Origin of the sequence: Mesorhizobium sp. B2-5-3 (assembly GCF_006441005.1) — a bacterium.
Lineage (GTDB): Bacteria > Pseudomonadota > Alphaproteobacteria > Rhizobiales > Rhizobiaceae > Mesorhizobium.
The window spans coordinates 46,944-64,364 of record NZ_VFUS01000014.1 but is presented as its reverse complement, the minus strand read 5'-3'; the positions used below and the strand labels follow the sequence as shown (position 1 = coordinate 64,364).

Genomic DNA, 17,421 nt, shown 5'->3' with positions numbered 1-17,421 from the left:
GATTTCTGACACTACGATGTCAGGACAGAACCACGTAAATTGGCTTTCATGACCGATGTAGCAGCCGCCACCGACACCGCAGAACGGACACTTGGCATCATCCTGGTGTCGTCGTCGGCGGCGGTGTTCGGATTGACCGGCGTGCTGACCAAATCGATCCATGCCGATCCGCTGACCATCACCTGCTGGCGCGGTTTCGTCGGCTCGATCCTGATCAGCCTCTATGTGCTGTGGCGCCGCCACCGCTCCGGCAACCGCCAAACGCTGCGGCTCGGCTGGCGCGGCTGGCTGCTGGCGGTGGAAGGCGCGCTGGCCAGCATCGCCTTCATCTGCGCCTTCAAATTCACCTTCGTCGCCAATGTCACGGTCATCTACGCGACGTCGCCTTTCATTGCCGCGCTGCTCGCCCTCCTGCTGGTGCGCGAACCCTTCCGCCTGCAGACGATGTTAGCCGCCGCCCTCTCGCTTTGCGGCGTCGCGGTCATGGTCTGGTCGAGCTTCGGCACTGGCAATCTGTTCGGAGACGGGCTGGCGCTGCTGATGACGATCGGCAGCGCGCTCTACATGATCATGGTGCGCGCCTTCCGCGACACGCCGGCGGTCTGGGCAGGCGCGGTCTCGGCCCTGCTGTTGTTCATACTCGGCTGGTTCGTCACCGACCCGCTTGCCGTCTCGGCAAGGGATGCCGTGCTGCTCGTCGCCTTCGGCTCGAGCTTCGCACTCTCCTCGATCCTGTGGACGGAAGGCGCGAGGCTCATCCCGGCGGCTGAATCCGGCCTGCTCGGCTCTGCCGAAGTGCCGTTCGCGATCCTGTTTGCCTTCCTTTTCCTGGCCGAGATACCGCCCATGGCCAGCATGATCGGCGGCGCAATCGTGCTTTGCGCGGTCTTTGCCCATGCCGGCCGCGACTGGCTGTCGGCAAAGCAGCAACAAGCGCCAGGGCCGTTGTGAAAGCCGAGCCCAAAAAAATTTGCGCAGTCACGGAACCATCATCCCGTTCAGGCATTGTTGAGCTGACGGACCACCCCCCGAGTCCCCCCAAACCCCTCGGTCCGTCCTACTCCAAGCCGACCGCAAGGTCGGCTTTTTCTTTGGCCCCGCGCGGGACGACAGGCGGCTGTCAGCCAAAAAGTCCTGGCACAGCCAGGCCGGTGCCGAGCAGTGCGGCCAGATCCCGCGCCGGGTTCTCGGCATCGGCGCGCAGCCGGATGGCGAATTCGGCAACGGGCACGGGCGGCAGGTCGAACGTGCGCGGTGCTTCGACGATGCCGGAATGGGCAAAGCGCGCGGTGCGCAGCGTCAGCGCGATGCCGGCCTTGACCGCCGTGCGCAGGCCGGCCAAGCTCGCGCTGCTGGCCGCGATGCGATAGCGCCGGCCGGCCGCATCGAGCGCCGAGATAGCCGCTTCGCGGAAGCCGCAATGCGGATCGAGCAGTGCAAGCGGCAACTCGTCCTGTCGCGCTGCCAGTCCTTTTTGCGAACAGAGCCACATCATCGGCTCGCGCAGCATGCCGATTTCGTCCGGCGTCGCAGCTTGCCGCATAACGATCGCCAGATCCAGGCTACCGCCCTGAAGGGCTTGCGCCAGCTCGGCGGAGCGGCCGACGCGCAGCTCGATCCTGACACGCGGATGGCTTTCGGCGAAAGCACGCAGCAGATCGGGCAAGCCGCTGTCGGCGAAATCCTGTGTCGTGCCGATCGCGATGCGTCCATCGGCCTTTGCGCCCTTCAGGCCGAGCCAGGCTTCACGATGCGCTGCAAGGATACGCCGGGCATGGCCGACAAGCTCCTCACCGGTCGGCGTCAGGCTGCGGCCCCTGCCCTGCGGTGCCAGCAGCGGTTCGCCGACAGCCTCTTCCAGACGCTGCATCTGCGCCGTCACAGCCGACGGTGAACGGCCGACGATAGAGGCCGCCTGCGCCAGCGAGCCGCCGTCGGCGAAGGCGAGGAATGTCCTCAAGAGGTCGGGATCGAGCGTTTTCATAATTCGATATTATCGAAGTATTCTCTGAAAACAATTCGATTTTCATGTTTCCTGGTTGGTGACAGGGTTGCGTCATCGGCTGACAGAGGCCGCCAGAACCAAGGAGAAGGACAATGCCCATCATCAACGTCAGCGTCACCGGGAAGCCCGACGCGACGCTGTCCGCCAGGATCGCCAAGGAGGCGACCGAACTCACCGCCACGCACCTTCGCAAGGATCCGACCATAACGGCGGTTGCCGTCTCTTATCTCGATCCGCAGCACTGGTTCGCCGGCGGCACGTCGCTGGCCGAGCATGGGACCAATACGTTCTGGCTCGACATCAAGGTGGTCGACGGCACCAACACCAAACTCGAGCTGGAAGCCTATCTCAAGGCGATCTTCGCCGCCTTTGGGCGCCTGCTCGGGTCCGTGCACGAAGAAAGCTACGCCTTTGTCCATGAAGTGCCGGCCGCCGCCTACGGTTATGGCGGCAAAACGCAGGAATTCCGCTTCATCAGCGGGAGACTGAAGGCGGCGTAAAGGATGCCGCTTTTGCCCTTCCCTTCGTGAGAGGCGCAGGAGGCCTTCCTCATTGACCTTGCCCGCACATCGTCTAGGTTCTTGCCGAAGCGGCCGCAGAGCCGAGGTGCAAGGAACGTTGGGAGAGACGCGGTATGATCCTGACACTGGCGCTGCTTGCGGGTCTGGTCGTGGCCTGGCTGCTGATCGGGGTGATGGAAAAGTTCCGCCTCGGCCTGCGCTTTACCCAGGCGCTGCTCTACGTGCCGTTCAAGCTCGCCTACCGGATCAGCGACAGCCGCATCGCAATCGCGCGCGATGCGGCGGCGCCAGTCATCTATGTCATCTCACATCAGTCGCACTTCGAACCGGCGCTGATGCTGTCGCTGCTGCCTGACGACACGCTGCACATCCTCGACGGAGCCTCGGCCAGGGCACCATGGCTGGAGCCGTGGCGCGAGCTTGGCCGCACCATCGCCTTCAACGCCGAACACGTCTTCGTCAGCCGCAGGCTGGTGCGCGTGCTGAAGGGCAAGGGCCGGCTTGCCGTCTACCTGCCGGACGCGGTCGAGCCCGACGTCAAGTCGTTCCGGCTGTTTCGCGCTGTCACCCGCATCGCCATGCAGGCCGATGCCCGCATCGTGCCGATCTTCGTCGGCGGCGCCCGCGACCTTCCGGTCTCGTTGACGCCGGCCAGCATCGTGCCACGGCGCTGGTTCCCGCGCCTGTCGATCAGCGCATTGGAACCAATGACCATCGCCGAGCTGGTGGCGCGCATTCCCGACCAGGCCTCGAACACCAACGCGCTGTTCGACCGCTTCGCCGAGGCGCGCTTCGCAGCCGCCGATCTCGATCGCGGCCTGTTCTTGGCCATGCGTGATGCCGCAACCAGGGTCGGCGCATCCCATCCGATCATCGAGGACGTCGTCTCGGGCGCGCTCAGCTATCGAAAACTGTTCATCGGCGCGCGCGTGCTGGGCAGGCGTTTCGAGGCGGTGACGGCGCCCGGCGAAGCGGTCGGCCTGCTCCTGCCCAACGCCAATGGCGTGGTGCTGTCCCTGGTCGGGCTGCTCTCGGCCGGGCGGGTGGCCGCGATGATCAACTACACCGCGGGTCCGGCCAGCGTCACCGCCGCCATCCGCACGGCGGTGATCCGCACGGTCGTCTCCTCCCGCGCCTTCATCGAGAAGGCCGACCTCGGCGATATCGTGACGGCGGTCGAAAAGGGCGGCGCGAAATTTCTCTGGCTGGAGGATACACGCGCAAGCGTGACAGCGCTGGAAAAGCTTACCGCCGCCTTGCTGTGGCGCTGGCCGCTGCAGCGCCAGGACGCGGCCAAACCCGCGGTCATCCTGTTCACCTCCGGTTCGGAAGGCACGCCGAAGGCGGTGGTGCTGTCGCACAAGAACCTTTACGCCAACGCCATGCAGGCGGAAGCCCGTATCACCATCTCGCCGGCCGATATCCTGCTCAACGTATTGCCTGTGTTCCACTCCTTCGGGCTGACGGGCGGCACCATCCTGCCGCTGGTTACAGGCGTAAAGCTGTTCCTTTACCCTTCGCCTCTCCATTACAAGATCATCCCCGAGATCGCCCGTAAGGTGAAGCCGACGGTCATGTTCGGCACCGACACTTTCCTCGCCAATTACGCGCGCACCGCCAAGGACGGCGATTTTTCCAGCCTGCGCTTCGTCGTCGCCGGCGCCGAAGCGGTGAAGCCGGAAACCCGCCGCACCTATCGCGAGCGTTTCCAGGCCGAGATCATCGAAGGCTTTGGGCTGACCGAGGCCGCGCCCGTGGTTGCCGTCAACACCGCCATCCATAGCCGCGACGGCACCGTCGGGCGGCTGCTGCCGGCCATCCGCATGAAGCTCGAACCCGTCGACGGCATCGATGGCGCCGGCCGTCTGTGGCTCGACGGCCCGAATATGATGATGGGCTACATGACCGCCGACCGACCGGGCGAATTGCAGCGGCTCGAGGGCTGGCACGACACCGGCGACATCGTCTCGGTCGACCGCGAGGGCTTCATCACCATTCGCGGCCGGGCCAAGCGTTTCGCCAAGATCGCCGGCGAGATGGTGTCGCTGGGTGCGGTCGAGATGCTGGTGCAGTCGCTGTGGCCGGAAGAGCGCCATGCCGCCGTGGCGGTGCCCGACAAACGGCGCGGCGAGCGCATCGTGCTGGTGACCACCGCCGACGATGCGAGTGCCGAGGAACTGCGCCAATTCGGCAAGAAGGCCGGGGCGGCCGAACTGATGGTGCCCAACGACATCGTCAAGGTGGAAGAGATCCCGGCGCTGGGCTCGGGCAAGACCGACTACGTGTCGGCCCGCAGACTGGCCATCGATCGTCTGGGGCTGAGTGCGGCGGCGTAGGCGAACGGCCTGAAGGGTTGTCTCGCCTAAATCGCAGGCCCGGGCGCAAAGCGCTGGCCTTCAAATGCACCCTCTGTCGCCTTCGGCGACATCCCCGCCTTCAAAGAGGGATAACAGCGTTATCCTATATCCGAAGGCGGCACCTGCTCGCCTTCCAGCCTGGCGCGCTTCGAATAGGCACGCACGCTGAAGGGCAGGAAGAGGAGATAACCGGCGACGGAGGCCGTCAGCGTGTACCAGGGATAGGTCATCAAGAGCAGGATGTAGAGCACGACCCCCAGGATGACCGGCAATACCTTGTCACCCGGCACCTTGACGCTCTTACCCGAATAGACCGGCAAACGGCTGACCAGCAGGAAGGCGACCAGTACGGTGAAGCCGGTGGCGATGAAGGCGGCCGGGCGGCCGGGCTCCAGCCCAAGCCGCAGGAAATACAGATAAAGCGGCAGCATCACCAGCACGGCGCCCGCCGGCGCCGGTACGCCAACGAAATATTCGGTCTGCCATGCCGGCCGCTCGGCCTTTTCCTCGTCAAGAACATTGAAGCGGGCGAGCCGCATGCCGCAGGCGATGGTGAACAAAAGGGCGGCAATCCAGCCCGGCGATCCCGCGCGGTCGAGCAGGAAAGCGTAAAGCACCAGCGCCGGCGCGACGCCGAAATTGACGATGTCGGCCAGCGAATCCATCTGCGCGCCGAATTTCGACGTCGCTTTCAGCATCCGCGCCAGCCGGCCGTCTATGCCATCGAGAAACGCGGCGAGCAGCACCATGACCACCGCGGGCTCGAAGCGGTTCTCGAAGGCGAAGCGGATGCCGGACAAGCCGGCACAGATGGCGAGCACCGTAACCAGATTGGGCAGCACCATGCGCATCGGGATTTCGCGGATGCGCGGGCCGCCGCTGGCATGCGCCTCGAATTTCTTGAACGGCGCGCCCACCGGTCAGGAGATCCGCACGAGAGGCGTGGCGGCGATACCGCCGAATTCCGCCAGCACCGTTTCGCCGGCGACGGCCGTCTGGCCGACGGCCACGCGTGGTGTCGCCGCCTCCGGCAGGAAGACGTCGACGCGCGAGCCGAAGCGGATCAGGCCGAAACGCTCGCCGATGGCGATCGAGCCGCCGGTCTCGGCCCAGCAGACGATGCGCCGCGCCACGAGGCCAGCGATCTGCACTGCCGCGACGGTGCCGTTGGGGCTGTCGATGACCAGCCCGTTGCGCTCGTTCTCGGTGCTTGCCTTGTCGAGTTCGGCATTGAGGAATTTCCCCGGCCGATGCTCGATACGGGAAATCTTGCCGCGCACCGGGGCGCGGTTCACGTGGCAGGAAAAGACGTTCATGAACACCGATATGCGGGTCATTTCGGCATTGCCGAGGCCAAGCTCGCGCGGCGGCACGGCCGGGCCGACCGCCGAGATGACGCCATCGGCGGGGCTCACCACCAGACGGTCGTCGACCGGCGTCACCCGCTCGGGATCGCGGAAGAAATAGGCGCACCAGGCGGTGAGGATGAGCCCGATCCAAAACAGGATCGAGGAGAAATAGCCGAGGAAAAGCGTGCCCGCGCCAAAGGCGGCGATGAACGGATAGCCCTCGCGATGGATCGGTACGAACGCGTTCTTGACCGTATCGACAAGGCTCATGGGATGGGGCAGTCCCTGTTTCAGGTCCGGCCTCAATAACCGAAACACCCTCTGCCCGCAACGCGACAATGGGGAAGGAGGGGCGCGCAGTAGCCTTTTAGAATTGTCGGCCGCCATGTCGGCAAGCCATACGCTCGCCCGTCCTTGGCAGGACAGTGCCCCGCGACGCCTTCGGAACGGTGACGTGGGTCACGCAGCCAAGGAGCCAGCCAATGTCATCCGTTGCCGAGAACGCCAAGATTATCGCCAAGGGCCTCGCTTTCGGGGAATCGCCGCGTTGGCATGAGGGACGCCTGTGGCTCTGCAACTGGGGTACCGGAGAGATCGTCGCCGTGAGCGACGAGGGCAAGAGCAGGGTGATGCTCACCGTGCCAGCGGTCCTGCCCTACTCCATCGACTGGCTGCCGGATGGCAGGTTGCTCGTGATTTCAGGCCGCGAAGGCCTGCTGCTAAGGCAGGAGGTGGATGGCAGGCTCGTCACCCATGCCGATCTGCGCGACCTTTCGAAAAGCCCCTGGAACGAGATCGTCGTCGATGGGCGCGGCAATATCTATGTCAATGGCGGCGGCCCGGCGCCGGCACCCGGCCAGCATTTCGGCCCGGGCACGATCGTGCTGATCACGCCGGACGGGACGGCCAGGCAAGTGGCTGGGAATATCGCGTTTGCCAATGGCATGGCTGTGACCCCGGACAACAGGACGCTGATCATTGCCGAATCCCACTCCAACCGGCTGACCGCCTTCGACATAGCCGCCGACGGCACTCTGGCTAATCGGCGGGTGTGGGCCGATGTCGACGGCTATCCCGACGGCATCTGCCTCGATGCCGAAGGGGCGGTCTGGTACGCGGATGTTCCCAACAAGCGCTGTGCGCAGGTACGCGAAGGCGGTGAAGTGATGCAGACCGTGACCGCCGATCGCGGCTGCTTCGCCTGCATGCTGGGCGGTGTCGACGGCAGGACGCTGTTCATCACCGTCGCCGAATGGCGCGGCTTCGACCACATGTCGAGCGACGCCCGCACTGGTCAGGTGCTGGGCGTCGCTGTTTCCTCGCCTGGCGCGGGATGGCCGTCTTACATTTCGGGCACACGCTGATTGGCGAAAGCGATGGAGATAGCCAACGCCGCTACGACAGCTCCGACGTGCGCCTGCGCACCACCACACCCAGTTCGTCGCTTTCGCGGGCGATGCGCAGACGCTCCTCGGCTTCGGTCGCCTCGCGCTGGCGGTCCCACATCGAGGCGTAAAGCCCGTGCTTGCGCATCAGATCGGCATGTGTGCCGCGTTCGGCGATCCGGCCGTCCTTGAGCACGATGATTTCGTCGGCCGTGATCACCGTCGACAGCCGGTGGGCGATGACGATGGTGGTGCGGCCCCGGCTGACCAGGTCGAGCGCGGCCTGGATCTCCTGTTCGGTATGGCTGTCCAGCGCCGAGGTCGCCTCGTCGAGCATCAGGATCGGCGGCGCCTTGAGGATGGTGCGGGCAATCGCCACGCGCTGCTTCTCGCCGCCGGAAAGCTTCAGACCACGCTCGCCGACCATCGAGCGGTAACCCTCGGGCAGCCGCTCGATGAAGGGGCCGATCTGGGCGAGTTCGGCCGCCTTGCGCACCTCCTCCTCGCTGGCGCCGATGCGGCCGTAGCGGATGTTGTAGGCGATGGTGTCGTTGAACAGCACGGTGTCCTGAGGCACCATGCCGATCGCCGCGCGCAGGCTCTCCTGCGTCACCTCCCTGACATCCTGGCCGTCGATCAGCACCTGGCCCGACTGGATGTCGTAGAAGCGGAACAGCAGCCGCGAGATGGTCGACTTGCCCGCGCCCGAAGGACCGACGATGGCGACCGTCTTGCCGGCCGGCACCTCGAAGCTGATGCCTTTCAGGATCTTGCGGTTCGGGTCGTAGGAGAAATGCACGTCACGGAATTCGACCTTGCCGGCTTCGATCGCGAGCGGCCTGGCATCAGATTTGTCGACGATCTCCTGCGGCACGTCGAGCAGGTCGAACATCTGCTCGATATCGGTGAGGCCCTGGCGAATCTCGCGGTAGATGAAGCCGATGAAATTGAGCGGCACCGAGAGCTGCATCAGCATGGCGTTGATGAAGACGAAATCACCGACGGTCTGCGTGCCACGCTGCACTTCGAGCGCGGACATGCACATCACGATGACCGTGCCCAGCCCATAGATGACGCCCTGGCCGAAATTCAGCCAGCCGAGCGACGTCCAGATTCTCGTCGCCGACATCTCGTAGCGCGCCATGGAGCGGTCGAAGCGCTCGGCCTCCATGGCCTCGTTGTTGAAATATTTGACCGTCTCGAAATTGAGCAGAGAGTCGATCGCCTTGGTGTTGGCGTCGGTGTCGCTGTCGTTCATGTCGCGGCGGATCGAAATGCGCCAGTCGCTGGCGCGAACCGTGAACCAGACATAGAGCCAGACGGTGACCGCCACCACGGCTACGTATTTCCAGCCATAGGTGTAGGCGAAGATGCCCGTGGTCAGCGCGAATTCGAGGATGGTCGGCGCCGTGTTGAGCATGATGAAGCGCACGATCGTCTCGATGCCCTTGGTGCCGCGCTCGATGATGCGCGACAGGCCGCCGGTGCGTCGTTCGAGATGGAAGCGCAGGGACAACTGGTGCATATGGACGAAGGTGCGGAAGGCAAGCTGGCGCACAGCGTACTGGCCGACGCGGGCAAACAGCGCGTCGCGCAACTGGTTGAAGCCGAGTTGCACGAGCCGCACCACATTGTAGGCGACAACCAACATGACCGGGGCGAGCAGGAAGGCGGGCAGCGGCGGCGTCGATCTGCCGTCACCGGCCAAGGCGTCGGTCGCCCATTTGAAGAAATAGGGTCCCGCGACCAATGTCAGCTTGGCAACCACCAGCAGAATTGTCGCCCAGGTGACGCGCGCCCGCAGATCGGCACGATCCGCCGGCCACATATAGGGCCAGAGGTTAAGCAGCGTCTTGAAGGTCGGGGAATCGGCGGAGACGGTTTTTTCGGCCACTTTTCTTGCCTTTTGGGTGAGAGGGTCAGCGGCTGGTCGAGCAGGAAACGACGAGCGCGCTCAGCGAAGCCGACACGCCGGCAAGCGCGGCTTGGTCCACCTCGTAGCGCGAGCGCTGGCGGTCAGGCGCGAAGCGCACCAGCCCCGCCTCGACCAGGATCTTCAGATGCTGCGAGACGGTCGACTGGGCGAGATCGAGGTGGTCGACAACGTCCCGACAGCAGCAGAAACCGCTGGCAGACAGGCGTTTCAGGATCTCGATGCGCGCAGGGTGCGAGAGCGCGGCGAAGCGGGCAGCGATGGAGTGGCTGTCGGTGGTGCAAGAGGTTGGCGCGCTCGTCGCGCGGTCTTGTTCAGGCAGGGATTCGGTCATCGTTCATCGGCGATAGACGATGAACAGTGACGAGGCAAGCTGGCCGGATGGGGAGATTGCAGGCGGAGGGCTGCGAAGGATCGGCTTCGGAACGGCTTGCAGCCGCCCCGCTGACGCTTGCCTACTCCGTCTTCGCCGAATGCGTCGTCATCTGGTCACCCATCGCCTTGAGGTCGGCGGCCTCGCCTTCCTTAGACCGTGGCGGGACCTTGAACACCTGTCCCGGCCAGATGCGGTCGGGATTGCGGATCTGGTCCTGGTTGGCGAGATAGATGGTCGAGTAGCGCATGCCATAGCCGTAAACGCGCCGCGAAATCCGCCACAGCGTGTCGTGACGGCGGATGATCACGGCGCCGTTGGCATGTTCGAGCTTAGGTGAAACAGTCTCGGCCACATCGGAAGGCGGCGTGGCCACTGCATCGGCCGGAGCCGGTTCCGCCGGGTTGGCGGGCGCTTCAGCGGCAGCCGACGGTTCGGCAGACTTTGCATCGGCCGCCTTGGATCCAGCAGGCGCCACGGCGGCGACCGCCTCGCCCGGTTCGCGCTCGAACGGTACGGCGGCGCGGGCCACCACCTTCACCCCGTCGGCATCGAGGCCATCGACACGGATGGTGTAACTGCCGACCGGTACGTCGCGCCTCGCCTCAACCAGGAAATGGCCATTCGGCGATGTCTGCGCTTCGCCAAGCAGGATGTCGTTGGCATAGGCGCGCACCTTGCGGCCCGGGTCGGCGAGGCCGGCGACAAAAATCTTGCTGCCGTCAATCTCGACCGCTTCGACGACGATCTTGGGTTCGGCCACGGATGGCGCGGGCGGCGTTGTCGGCGCCGCAGGAGCAGGCGTTGCTTCGATGGCGGCGGACGCGCCTGGCGCCGGAGCCGCGGCTGCAGGCGCTTCCGGTGTTGTCTGCGGCTGGGGCACGGTCAGCAGTTCGGCCGGCTTGCCCGGTTCCTCGACCATGGCCAGCACCTGACCGCTCGCATTGGCGGGAATGGAGACGACGGCCGTCTGGGCCGAAGCGGTCACCACATCGCCGGCGGTGGAGCGCAAGGCAATCGTATAGTCACCGGGCTTCAGCGGATCATCGAGCACGATGACGAAGGCGCCATCCGGACCAGCGACCGTCGAGCCGATCACGGTCGAACCGTTGAGGATCTCGACCTTTGAATTGGGCGCGGCATTGCCGGCGACGACGATCGAACCATCGCCTTCAACGCGCACCACGTCGAAGGTCGGGGCGATCGGACCCGCGACGGCAGGCGCGGTTGCCTCAGAGGTGGGAGCGGACGGTGCCGCAGCCTGCGGCAGCCGCGCTTCCGTGCCCGGATTGGCCGGCTTCGGCGCCACAGGCGGAGCCTGCGCCGCGACGTCCGCCGGCGGCGTGCGATTGAAATATGGGTCGAGCGCGCCCGACACATAGGCGGTTCCCGCGACCGCAACGGTCCCACCCGCCGCGAACAGAAACGCCTTCAACGGATTGATCGCCATCTACTTCCCTGCCCCTTAGCCACCTAACGCCGGTCTAGCCTGTTTTACCATCACCGACAAGAAAAAGCCCGGACTTCTCGGCCCTTAGGGCTTGACCGCGCTTTCAGACCCAATCACCAATCATCGGCATGAATACGATTCGATCCGTCTGCGTGTATTGCGGCTCGTCTCCGGGCCGTGATGAAACCTATGTCAAGGCTGGTCACCTGCTCGGGCGATCGCTTGCGCGCTCCGGCCTCAGGCTGATCTATGGCGGCGGCACCAAAGGCATCATGGGCGCCGTCGCTGAAGGCGCGCTCAAGGCCGGCGGCAAGGTCACCGGCATCATTCCCCGCTTCCTGATCAACAGGGAAGCAACCGAAACCGCGCTAGACCGGCTCGACGAGCTCGTGATCACCGAAAACATGCACGAGCGCAAACATAAGATGTTCGAGAAATCCGACGCCTTTGTGGCGCTGCCGGGCGGCATCGGCACAGTCGAGGAGATCGTCGAGGTCATGACCTGGGCGCAACTTGGCCATCACCGCAAGCCGATCGTCTTCGGCAATGTCGGCGGATTCTGGGATCCGATGCTGGCGCTTATCGACCATATGGCAACCGAAGGCTTCATTCACACCGCACAGCGGGTCAAGCCGCTGGTCGTCAATGACCCCGAGGCAATCGTCGCCGCCATCATGGTGGCAGGCTCCTCGGTCGATGCGCCGACGGAGGGCGTGCAGTCGGTGATAGACAAGATGTAAGGCAGTAGCTGAAGACAGAACCTACTGCCCTACTGCCCTACTGCCCTACTGCCCTACTGCCCTACTGCCGGCCAGCCGCAGATCATCGATTACCGCCCGCCGATCCTGGCGCCGCCAGGCGAGATGGATCGAGACCTTGCGCTCAAACCATGGCAGGTCCCGAAACAGGATCCCGGGCGGCGCGGCGATGCGCAGGCTCGACTGGACGGTGGCAAGGCCGAGGCCGGCGCTGACAAGGCCGAGCGAGGTCAACGGGTCCGCCGTCTCATAGGCGATATCGGGCAGGAAACCCGCCTTGGCGCAGGCGGCCAGGAACTGGCCGCGATTGGTGTCGTCGGGCTGGCGCACGACGGTGATCCAGACGCGGCCGTCGAGATGGTGCGGCTGGATATCGGCCACTTCGGCGAGCGGATCGCCTTCGGGCATCGCCAGCGCCAGCGGCTCGTGGCGCAGCGGCGTGCTGGCGATATCGGGATCGTCTGCGGCGGGCGGCGAATAGACCAGGCCCAGATCCAGCGACCGCTGCCGCAGCTCCTCGATCTGCGCCGCCGAGCGCAGGCTTCTCAACTGGAGATGAAAATCCGGCCGGTCGCGGCGGAATTGGCGCAGCATCGCGGCGACAAGCCCGGCGTGCACGGCGCCTTCGACATAGCCGATGGCAAGACGCCCGACAGACCCGCTGGCAAGGTTTCGACCAAGTTCCTCCAGCCGGCGCGCGTTCGACAGCAGCGCGCGGGCCTCGGCGAGAAAGGCGCGGCCCTCGGCATTGAGATGGACGCGCTGTTTTACCCGTTCGAACAGGGTTACGCCAAGCTGCTGTTCAAGCTGCATGATCTGCCGGCTCAGCGGCGACTGCGAAATATGCAGCAGCTCGGCGGCGCGACCGACATTGCCGGTTTCCGCGACGGCGACGAAATATCGGATCTGGCGCAAGTCGAACATTTTTTGCTCCGCGCGGCATCAAGTCTTCAAAAGTCTCAACTTTAGCCTAATCAGTCTTGGACAGTCTGACTATCCAGCGCGATACCTGCCGTCACCTACCGCTGACAAACAGGAGACCGACATGCAGTTCTTTGCCCTCCTCACCCGCAACACCGAAAAATTCGCCGATGCCGATTTCGCGCCGCTGCTGCCCGGCGAGGCCGAGCAGCGGCGCACGCTCTACGCCCAGGGCGCGGTTCGCCAGGTCTGGAACCGTGGCGACATTCCCGGGAGCGGCATGATGTTCGAGGCGGCCAGCGATGCTGACGTGCGCAATCATCTCGGCAGCTTGCCGCTGGTCAAGGCCGGCATGATGGACATTGCCGCAATCGTGCCGCTGAACCCTTATCCCGGTTTCGGTCCGAAGCGCTAAGTGCGGCAGTCGCAATGCGGTGGCGGCGAAAGGCGCCGCCGCACTGACGCGGCCGCTCGAGAGAGTGTGATCGGCTGTCAAGGAACCGTCACACGAAACCCCGCCGCCCATGCTAGATGTTGCAATCACGCGCCGCCAAGCGGTGCGATGCTCGAAATATGCATCCGGCACTACACCATGGATACTGCTCTCGCCCCGGAAGGCACCGACCTGTCGCCCTACCTGCCAGACGAGCATGGGCTGTTCTTCATCTATCATTTCACCGCCGACGGCCTGCGCACCAAGGATGCCGCCGGCGCGCAATGGACGTGGCGCAGCTACCAGCTTTCCGACATGCGCGCACGCCACGAGATCGCCGCCGAACAGGCCCTGCCGGCGCCAGTGCGCGAGGCCTTCCTGTCCGCCAGCCATGGCTGCCATATCGACCTCGAGGATGACTGGCTTTACGGCGACCTGCCGGACCTGCGTCACGACTATTCGGCGGAAGCCGGCGGGCTCGGCCATTTCCGTTTCGCCCTCAACGACACCATGCTGGTCGGCGCCCGCAAGCAGCCCTTGCAGTCGGTCGACAATATCCGCAAGGCGATCGAGAACGGCTCGCGCAAGTTTCGCTCGCCGGCCGAGCTGATCGAGGCGGTCGTGGGCCAGTCGTTCGACGGCATGGCGGTGGAACTCGCTGCACTTGGCGACAGTCTCGACGGCATCGAGGACCGCATCGTCTGCGACGCATGGCACAATGAGCGGCAGGCGCTCGTCGATGCGCGCCGGCACCTGGTGGTGATTCACCGGCAGATGGCGACCCTGACCAATCTGTTTCGCCATCTCGACCATTCGCACCGCAACGACCTGCCCGATTCGATCAACGACATGGCAGCACGGCTTTCGCACCGCGCGCAGACGCTGCACTATGATGGCGAGCAGTTGCAGGCGCGCGCCAGGCTTTTGCAGGACGAGCTGATGGCCAAGCTGACGACACAGTCGAACCGGCTGCTTTACGCGCTGTCGGTGATGACCGCGGTGTTGTTGCCAATGACGATCATCTCGGGCCTGTTCGGCATGAATGTCGGCGGCTTGCCGCTGGTCAATACGCCCATAGGCTTCTGGGTGGTGACCGCGGTTTCGATCCTGATCGCCGGAGCGACCTCTCTTCGTCAGGCGGCTCGGGCAGATGTAGCCCGGCGCGCCGTCGCCAGCATCGACCAGGAATACATGGCCAACGCCGCCCAGATCAGGGCAAAGGCGACAGCCTGGGTGGTGTCGAACGGCTCTTTGAAGATCAGCACGGCGATCAGGAACACGATGGTCGGCGCAATATATTGCATGATGCCTATGGTGGAGAGACGCAAAAGCCTGGCGCCGAATGCGAACAGCAGCAGCGGCACCGCAGTCACCGGCCCGCAACCGGCCAGCAACGCCGTATCGACGCCGTTGCCGGAAACGAAATGGTCCTGTCCGGTGGCGATCAGCCAGGCGATATAACCCAAGGCCGGCACCGACAACAGAAGCACTTCGAGCAGAAAACCCTGGCTGGGGCCGATCGGCAGCGTCTTGCGGAAAAAACCGTAGGCGGCGAAGGAAAAGGCCAGCGCCAGCGATACCCAGGGCAACTTGCCAGCCTCGATCGTCAGCACGGCGACCGCGATCGCCGCAAGCACCACGGCCGCGATCTGCAGCCGGTCGAGCCGCTCGCCGAGCAGCAGGGCGCCGACCACGACGCTGACCAGAGGATTGATGTAGTAGCCAAGGGCGGTCTCGACGGTGCGGTCGACGGCGATCGCCCAGACGTAGACCCCCCAATTGACCGAGATCAGCGCCGCCGTGAGCGCCGCCATGGCTATGGTGCGGGGCGAACGGATTGCCGCCTTGAAATCCGCGGTGCGGCCGGCCCAGACCAGAACCGCGGCGGCGATCGGCACCGACCAGACGATGCGGTGGGCAATCACCTCGGCAAGCGGCAGGTGCGCAACCGCTTTCATGTAGAAAGGCAGCAAACCCCACAGGAAATAGGCACCCAGCGCCAGCAGGAAGCCGCGGCGGGCTTTTGAAACTGCGTCCTGGGTAATTGCTTCAGCGGCCATGGCCCAACGCTATGGCCCAGTAACCTTGGCAAGACCATCGCAAAGTTCTGATGGATCAATGGACTTTCGCTGATGGTTCAAACTTACTCCGCCGCCACCAGACCCGCCATGTCCCGGTTCTTCATCAGCTTGTAGATGATGGAATCCATCAGCGCCTGGAACGAGGCGTCGATGATGTTTTCGGAAACGCCGACCGTCCACCAGCGGGCACCGGTCGCATCATGCGATTCGATCAGAACGCGAGTGATCGCCTCGGTGCCGCCATTGAGGATACGCACCTTGAAGTCGGCGAGTTCCAGATCGGCGATTTCGCCCTGGTATTTGCCGAGATCCTTGCGCAGTGCGATGTCGAGCGCATTGACGGGGCCGTGCCCCTCGGCCACCGACATCTTCTCCTCGCCCTCGACCAGCACCTTGACCACCGCTTCCGACACCGTCTTCAACTGGCCATTGGCATCGAAGCGGCGTTCGATCATGCAGCGGAACGAGGTGACATGGAAGAACTCGGGCAAACCGTGCAGCATCTTGCGTGCCAGAAGCTCGAAGGAGGCGTCGGCGCCCTCATAGGCATAGCCGGAGGCCTCACGCTCCTTGACCACCGATATCAATGCGTCGAGCCGGTGATCGTCCTTCGGCACATCGATGCCGCGCCGCTTCAGCTCGGCCAGGAAATTGGCCTTGCCGCCCTGGTCGGAAACCATGACGCGGCGGCGGTTGCCAACCGCTTCCGGCGGCACATGCTCGTAGGTCGCAGGTTCCTTGGCGAGCGCCGAAGCGTGGATGCCGGCCTTGGTGGCGAAGGCGGAAGCGCCGACATAGGGCGCCTGCGCCTCCGGAGCGCGGTTCAAGAGTTCGTCGAAGGCGCGCGACAAGCGCGAAATGCCGGTAAGCGCCTCGGCGGAAATCCCCGTCTCGAAACGGTCGGCGAAGGCCGGCTTCAACGCCAGCGTCGGCACGATGGAGATCAGATTGGCGTTGCCGCAGCGTTCGCCAATGCCGTTCAGCGTGCCCTGGATCTGGCGCACGCCCGCTTCGACCGCGGCCAGCGAATTCGCCACCGCCTGACCGGTGTCGTCATGGGCATGGATGCCGAGATGGTCGCCGGGAATGCCCGCGGCGACGACCCTTTCGACGGTTGCGCGTAGTTCCGAGGGCTGCGTGCCGCCATTGGTGTCGCACAGCACCACCCAGCGCGCGCCGGCATCATAAGCGGTCTTGGCGCACGCCAGCGCATAATCCGGATTGGCCTTGAACCCGTCGAAGAAATGCTCGCAATCGACCATCGCCTCCTTCCCCGCGGCAATGGCGGCTTCCACCGAGGCCTTGATGGACTCCAGATTCTCCTCATTGGTGCAGCCGAGCGCCACACGGACATGATAGTCCCAGCTCTTGGCGACAAAGCAGATGGCGTCCGACCGCGACTGGACGAGCGCGGCAAGCCCAGGATCGTTGGAAGCCGACACCCCCGCCCGCTTGGTCATGCCGAAGGCGACGAACTTTGCCTGCGCGGTGCGCTTCTCCCTAAAGAAGGCCGTGTCGGTCGGGTTGGCGCCGGGGTAACCGCCCTCGACATAGTCGAGGCCGAATTCGTCGAGCAGCTTGGCGATGGCGATCTTGTCCTCGACCGAGAAGTCGATACCGGGCGTCTGCTGGCCATCGCGAAGTGTTGTGTCGAAGAGAAACAATCTTTGTTTTTTCATGATGGCAAGGCGCTTGAGCACCCCCCTCTGGCCTGCCGGCCATCTCCCCCGCAAGGGGGGAGATCAGCAGCTTTGCCGACAGCGCTGATACGGCAACGTCGGCGATTGGCGAAAGCGAAAGCGACATCCAATCTCCCCGCTTGCGGGGGAGATGTCCGGCAGGACAGAGGGAGGTG

15 protein-coding genes and 1 pseudogene are annotated in these 17,421 nt (G+C 64.5%); 7 read left to right on the top strand and 9 right to left on the bottom strand.

The genetic code is table 11. From position 1 onward, the window contains the following. The first annotated feature begins 48 nt into the window (after positions 1–48). Positions 49–951 carry a DMT family transporter gene (locus FJ867_RS25175; RefSeq protein ID WP_140818872.1) on the top strand — a complete coding sequence of 301 codons (903 nt, stop codon included), beginning with the start codon at positions 49–51 and terminating at the stop codon, positions 949–951. A gap of 169 nt (positions 952–1,120) precedes the next feature. Here FJ867_RS25175 and FJ867_RS25170 read toward each other — a convergent pair whose 3' ends face one another. Continuing rightward, entirely contained in the window at positions 1,121–1,984 is an 864-nt protein-coding gene (locus FJ867_RS25170; RefSeq protein ID WP_140818870.1) for a LysR substrate-binding domain-containing protein, read from the bottom strand. 113 nt (positions 1,985–2,097) lie between these two features. Here FJ867_RS25170 and FJ867_RS25165 point away from each other — a divergent pair, with 113 nt between their 5' ends. Both FJ867_RS25165 and FJ867_RS25160 read left to right on the top strand, forming a co-directional pair. After that, positions 2,098–2,505, top strand: a complete 408-nt coding sequence (locus FJ867_RS25165; protein WP_140494501.1) for a 4-oxalocrotonate tautomerase family protein — start codon at positions 2,098–2,100, stop codon at positions 2,503–2,505. 134 nt (positions 2,506–2,639) lie between these two features. After that, the gene (locus FJ867_RS25160) at positions 2,640–4,862 is read left to right on the top strand and encodes an AMP-binding protein (protein WP_140818868.1); all 2,223 of its coding nucleotides are present in this window, start codon (positions 2,640–2,642) and stop codon (positions 4,860–4,862) included. Positions 4,863–4,981: 119 nt separating this feature from the next. On the opposite strand, the gene FJ867_RS25155 is transcribed toward FJ867_RS25160, so the two are convergent. Then, positions 4,982–5,800 (bottom strand): phosphatidylcholine/phosphatidylserine synthase, encoded by an 819-nt coding sequence (locus tag FJ867_RS25155; protein ID WP_140494505.1) that lies wholly within the window; start codon positions 5,798–5,800, stop codon positions 4,982–4,984. A gap of 3 nt (positions 5,801–5,803) precedes the next feature. Continuing rightward, positions 5,804–6,502, bottom strand: coding sequence for a phosphatidylserine decarboxylase (locus FJ867_RS25150; RefSeq protein ID WP_140624543.1), 699 nt, complete (start codon positions 6,500–6,502; stop codon positions 5,804–5,806). 212 nt (positions 6,503–6,714) lie between these two features. Between FJ867_RS25150 and FJ867_RS25145 the strand changes: the two genes are divergently transcribed. Next, positions 6,715–7,596, top strand: coding sequence for an SMP-30/gluconolactonase/LRE family protein (locus FJ867_RS25145; protein WP_140818866.1), 882 nt, complete (start codon positions 6,715–6,717; stop codon positions 7,594–7,596). Between the two features lie 31 nt (positions 7,597–7,627). On the opposite strand, the gene FJ867_RS25140 is transcribed toward FJ867_RS25145, so the two are convergent. From FJ867_RS25140 to FJ867_RS25130, 3 genes are all read right to left on the bottom strand, one after another. Next, on the bottom strand, positions 7,628–9,511 hold the full coding sequence (locus FJ867_RS25140) for an ABC transporter ATP-binding protein/permease (RefSeq protein ID WP_140818864.1): 1,884 nt from the start codon (positions 9,509–9,511) through the stop codon (positions 7,628–7,630). Positions 9,512–9,536: 25 nt separating this feature from the next. After that, on the bottom strand, positions 9,537–9,884 hold the full coding sequence (locus FJ867_RS25135) for a metalloregulator ArsR/SmtB family transcription factor (RefSeq protein WP_140520669.1): 348 nt from the start codon (positions 9,882–9,884) through the stop codon (positions 9,537–9,539). Between the two features lie 121 nt (positions 9,885–10,005). Beyond that, a complete protein-coding gene (locus FJ867_RS25130; RefSeq protein WP_140517828.1) occupies positions 10,006–11,373 on the bottom strand; it encodes a LysM peptidoglycan-binding domain-containing protein in 1,368 nt (455 codons plus the stop codon). A 128-nt stretch (positions 11,374–11,501) separates the two neighbouring features. On the opposite strand from FJ867_RS25130, the gene FJ867_RS25125 reads away from it, so the two are divergent. Then, complete coding sequence (locus FJ867_RS25125) at positions 11,502–12,113, top strand: TIGR00730 family Rossman fold protein (RefSeq protein WP_140517827.1); 612 nt, start codon at positions 11,502–11,504, stop codon at positions 12,111–12,113. 45 nt (positions 12,114–12,158) lie between these two features. Here the strand turns inward: FJ867_RS25125 and FJ867_RS25120 are convergent, their stop codons facing one another. Then, positions 12,159–13,055 carry a LysR substrate-binding domain-containing protein gene (locus tag FJ867_RS25120; protein ID WP_140520670.1) on the bottom strand — a complete coding sequence of 299 codons (897 nt, stop codon included), beginning with the start codon at positions 13,053–13,055 and terminating at the stop codon, positions 12,159–12,161. Positions 13,056–13,176: 121 nt separating this feature from the next. On the opposite strand from FJ867_RS25120, the gene FJ867_RS25115 reads away from it, so the two are divergent. Continuing rightward, complete coding sequence (locus FJ867_RS25115; protein ID WP_140494522.1) at positions 13,177–13,467, top strand: muconolactone Delta-isomerase family protein; 291 nt, start codon at positions 13,177–13,179, stop codon at positions 13,465–13,467. Positions 13,468–13,644: 177 nt separating this feature from the next. After that, positions 13,645–14,641 (top strand): annotated as a pseudogene (locus FJ867_RS25110) (transporter). Here the strand turns inward: FJ867_RS25110 and rarD are convergent. Both rarD and cimA read right to left on the bottom strand, forming a co-directional pair. Continuing rightward, positions 14,619–15,545: an EamA family transporter RarD gene (gene rarD, locus FJ867_RS25105; RefSeq protein ID WP_140818862.1), complete on the bottom strand. Its 927-nt coding sequence runs from the start codon at positions 15,543–15,545 to the stop codon at positions 14,619–14,621. The pseudogene FJ867_RS25110 and the gene rarD sit on opposite strands and share 23 nt — an antisense overlap. Positions 15,546–15,628: 83 nt before the next feature. Next, a complete protein-coding gene (gene cimA / locus FJ867_RS25100) occupies positions 15,629–17,245 on the bottom strand; it encodes a citramalate synthase (protein ID WP_140818860.1) in 1,617 nt (538 codons plus the stop codon). Positions 17,246–17,421: the final 176 nt, after the last annotated feature.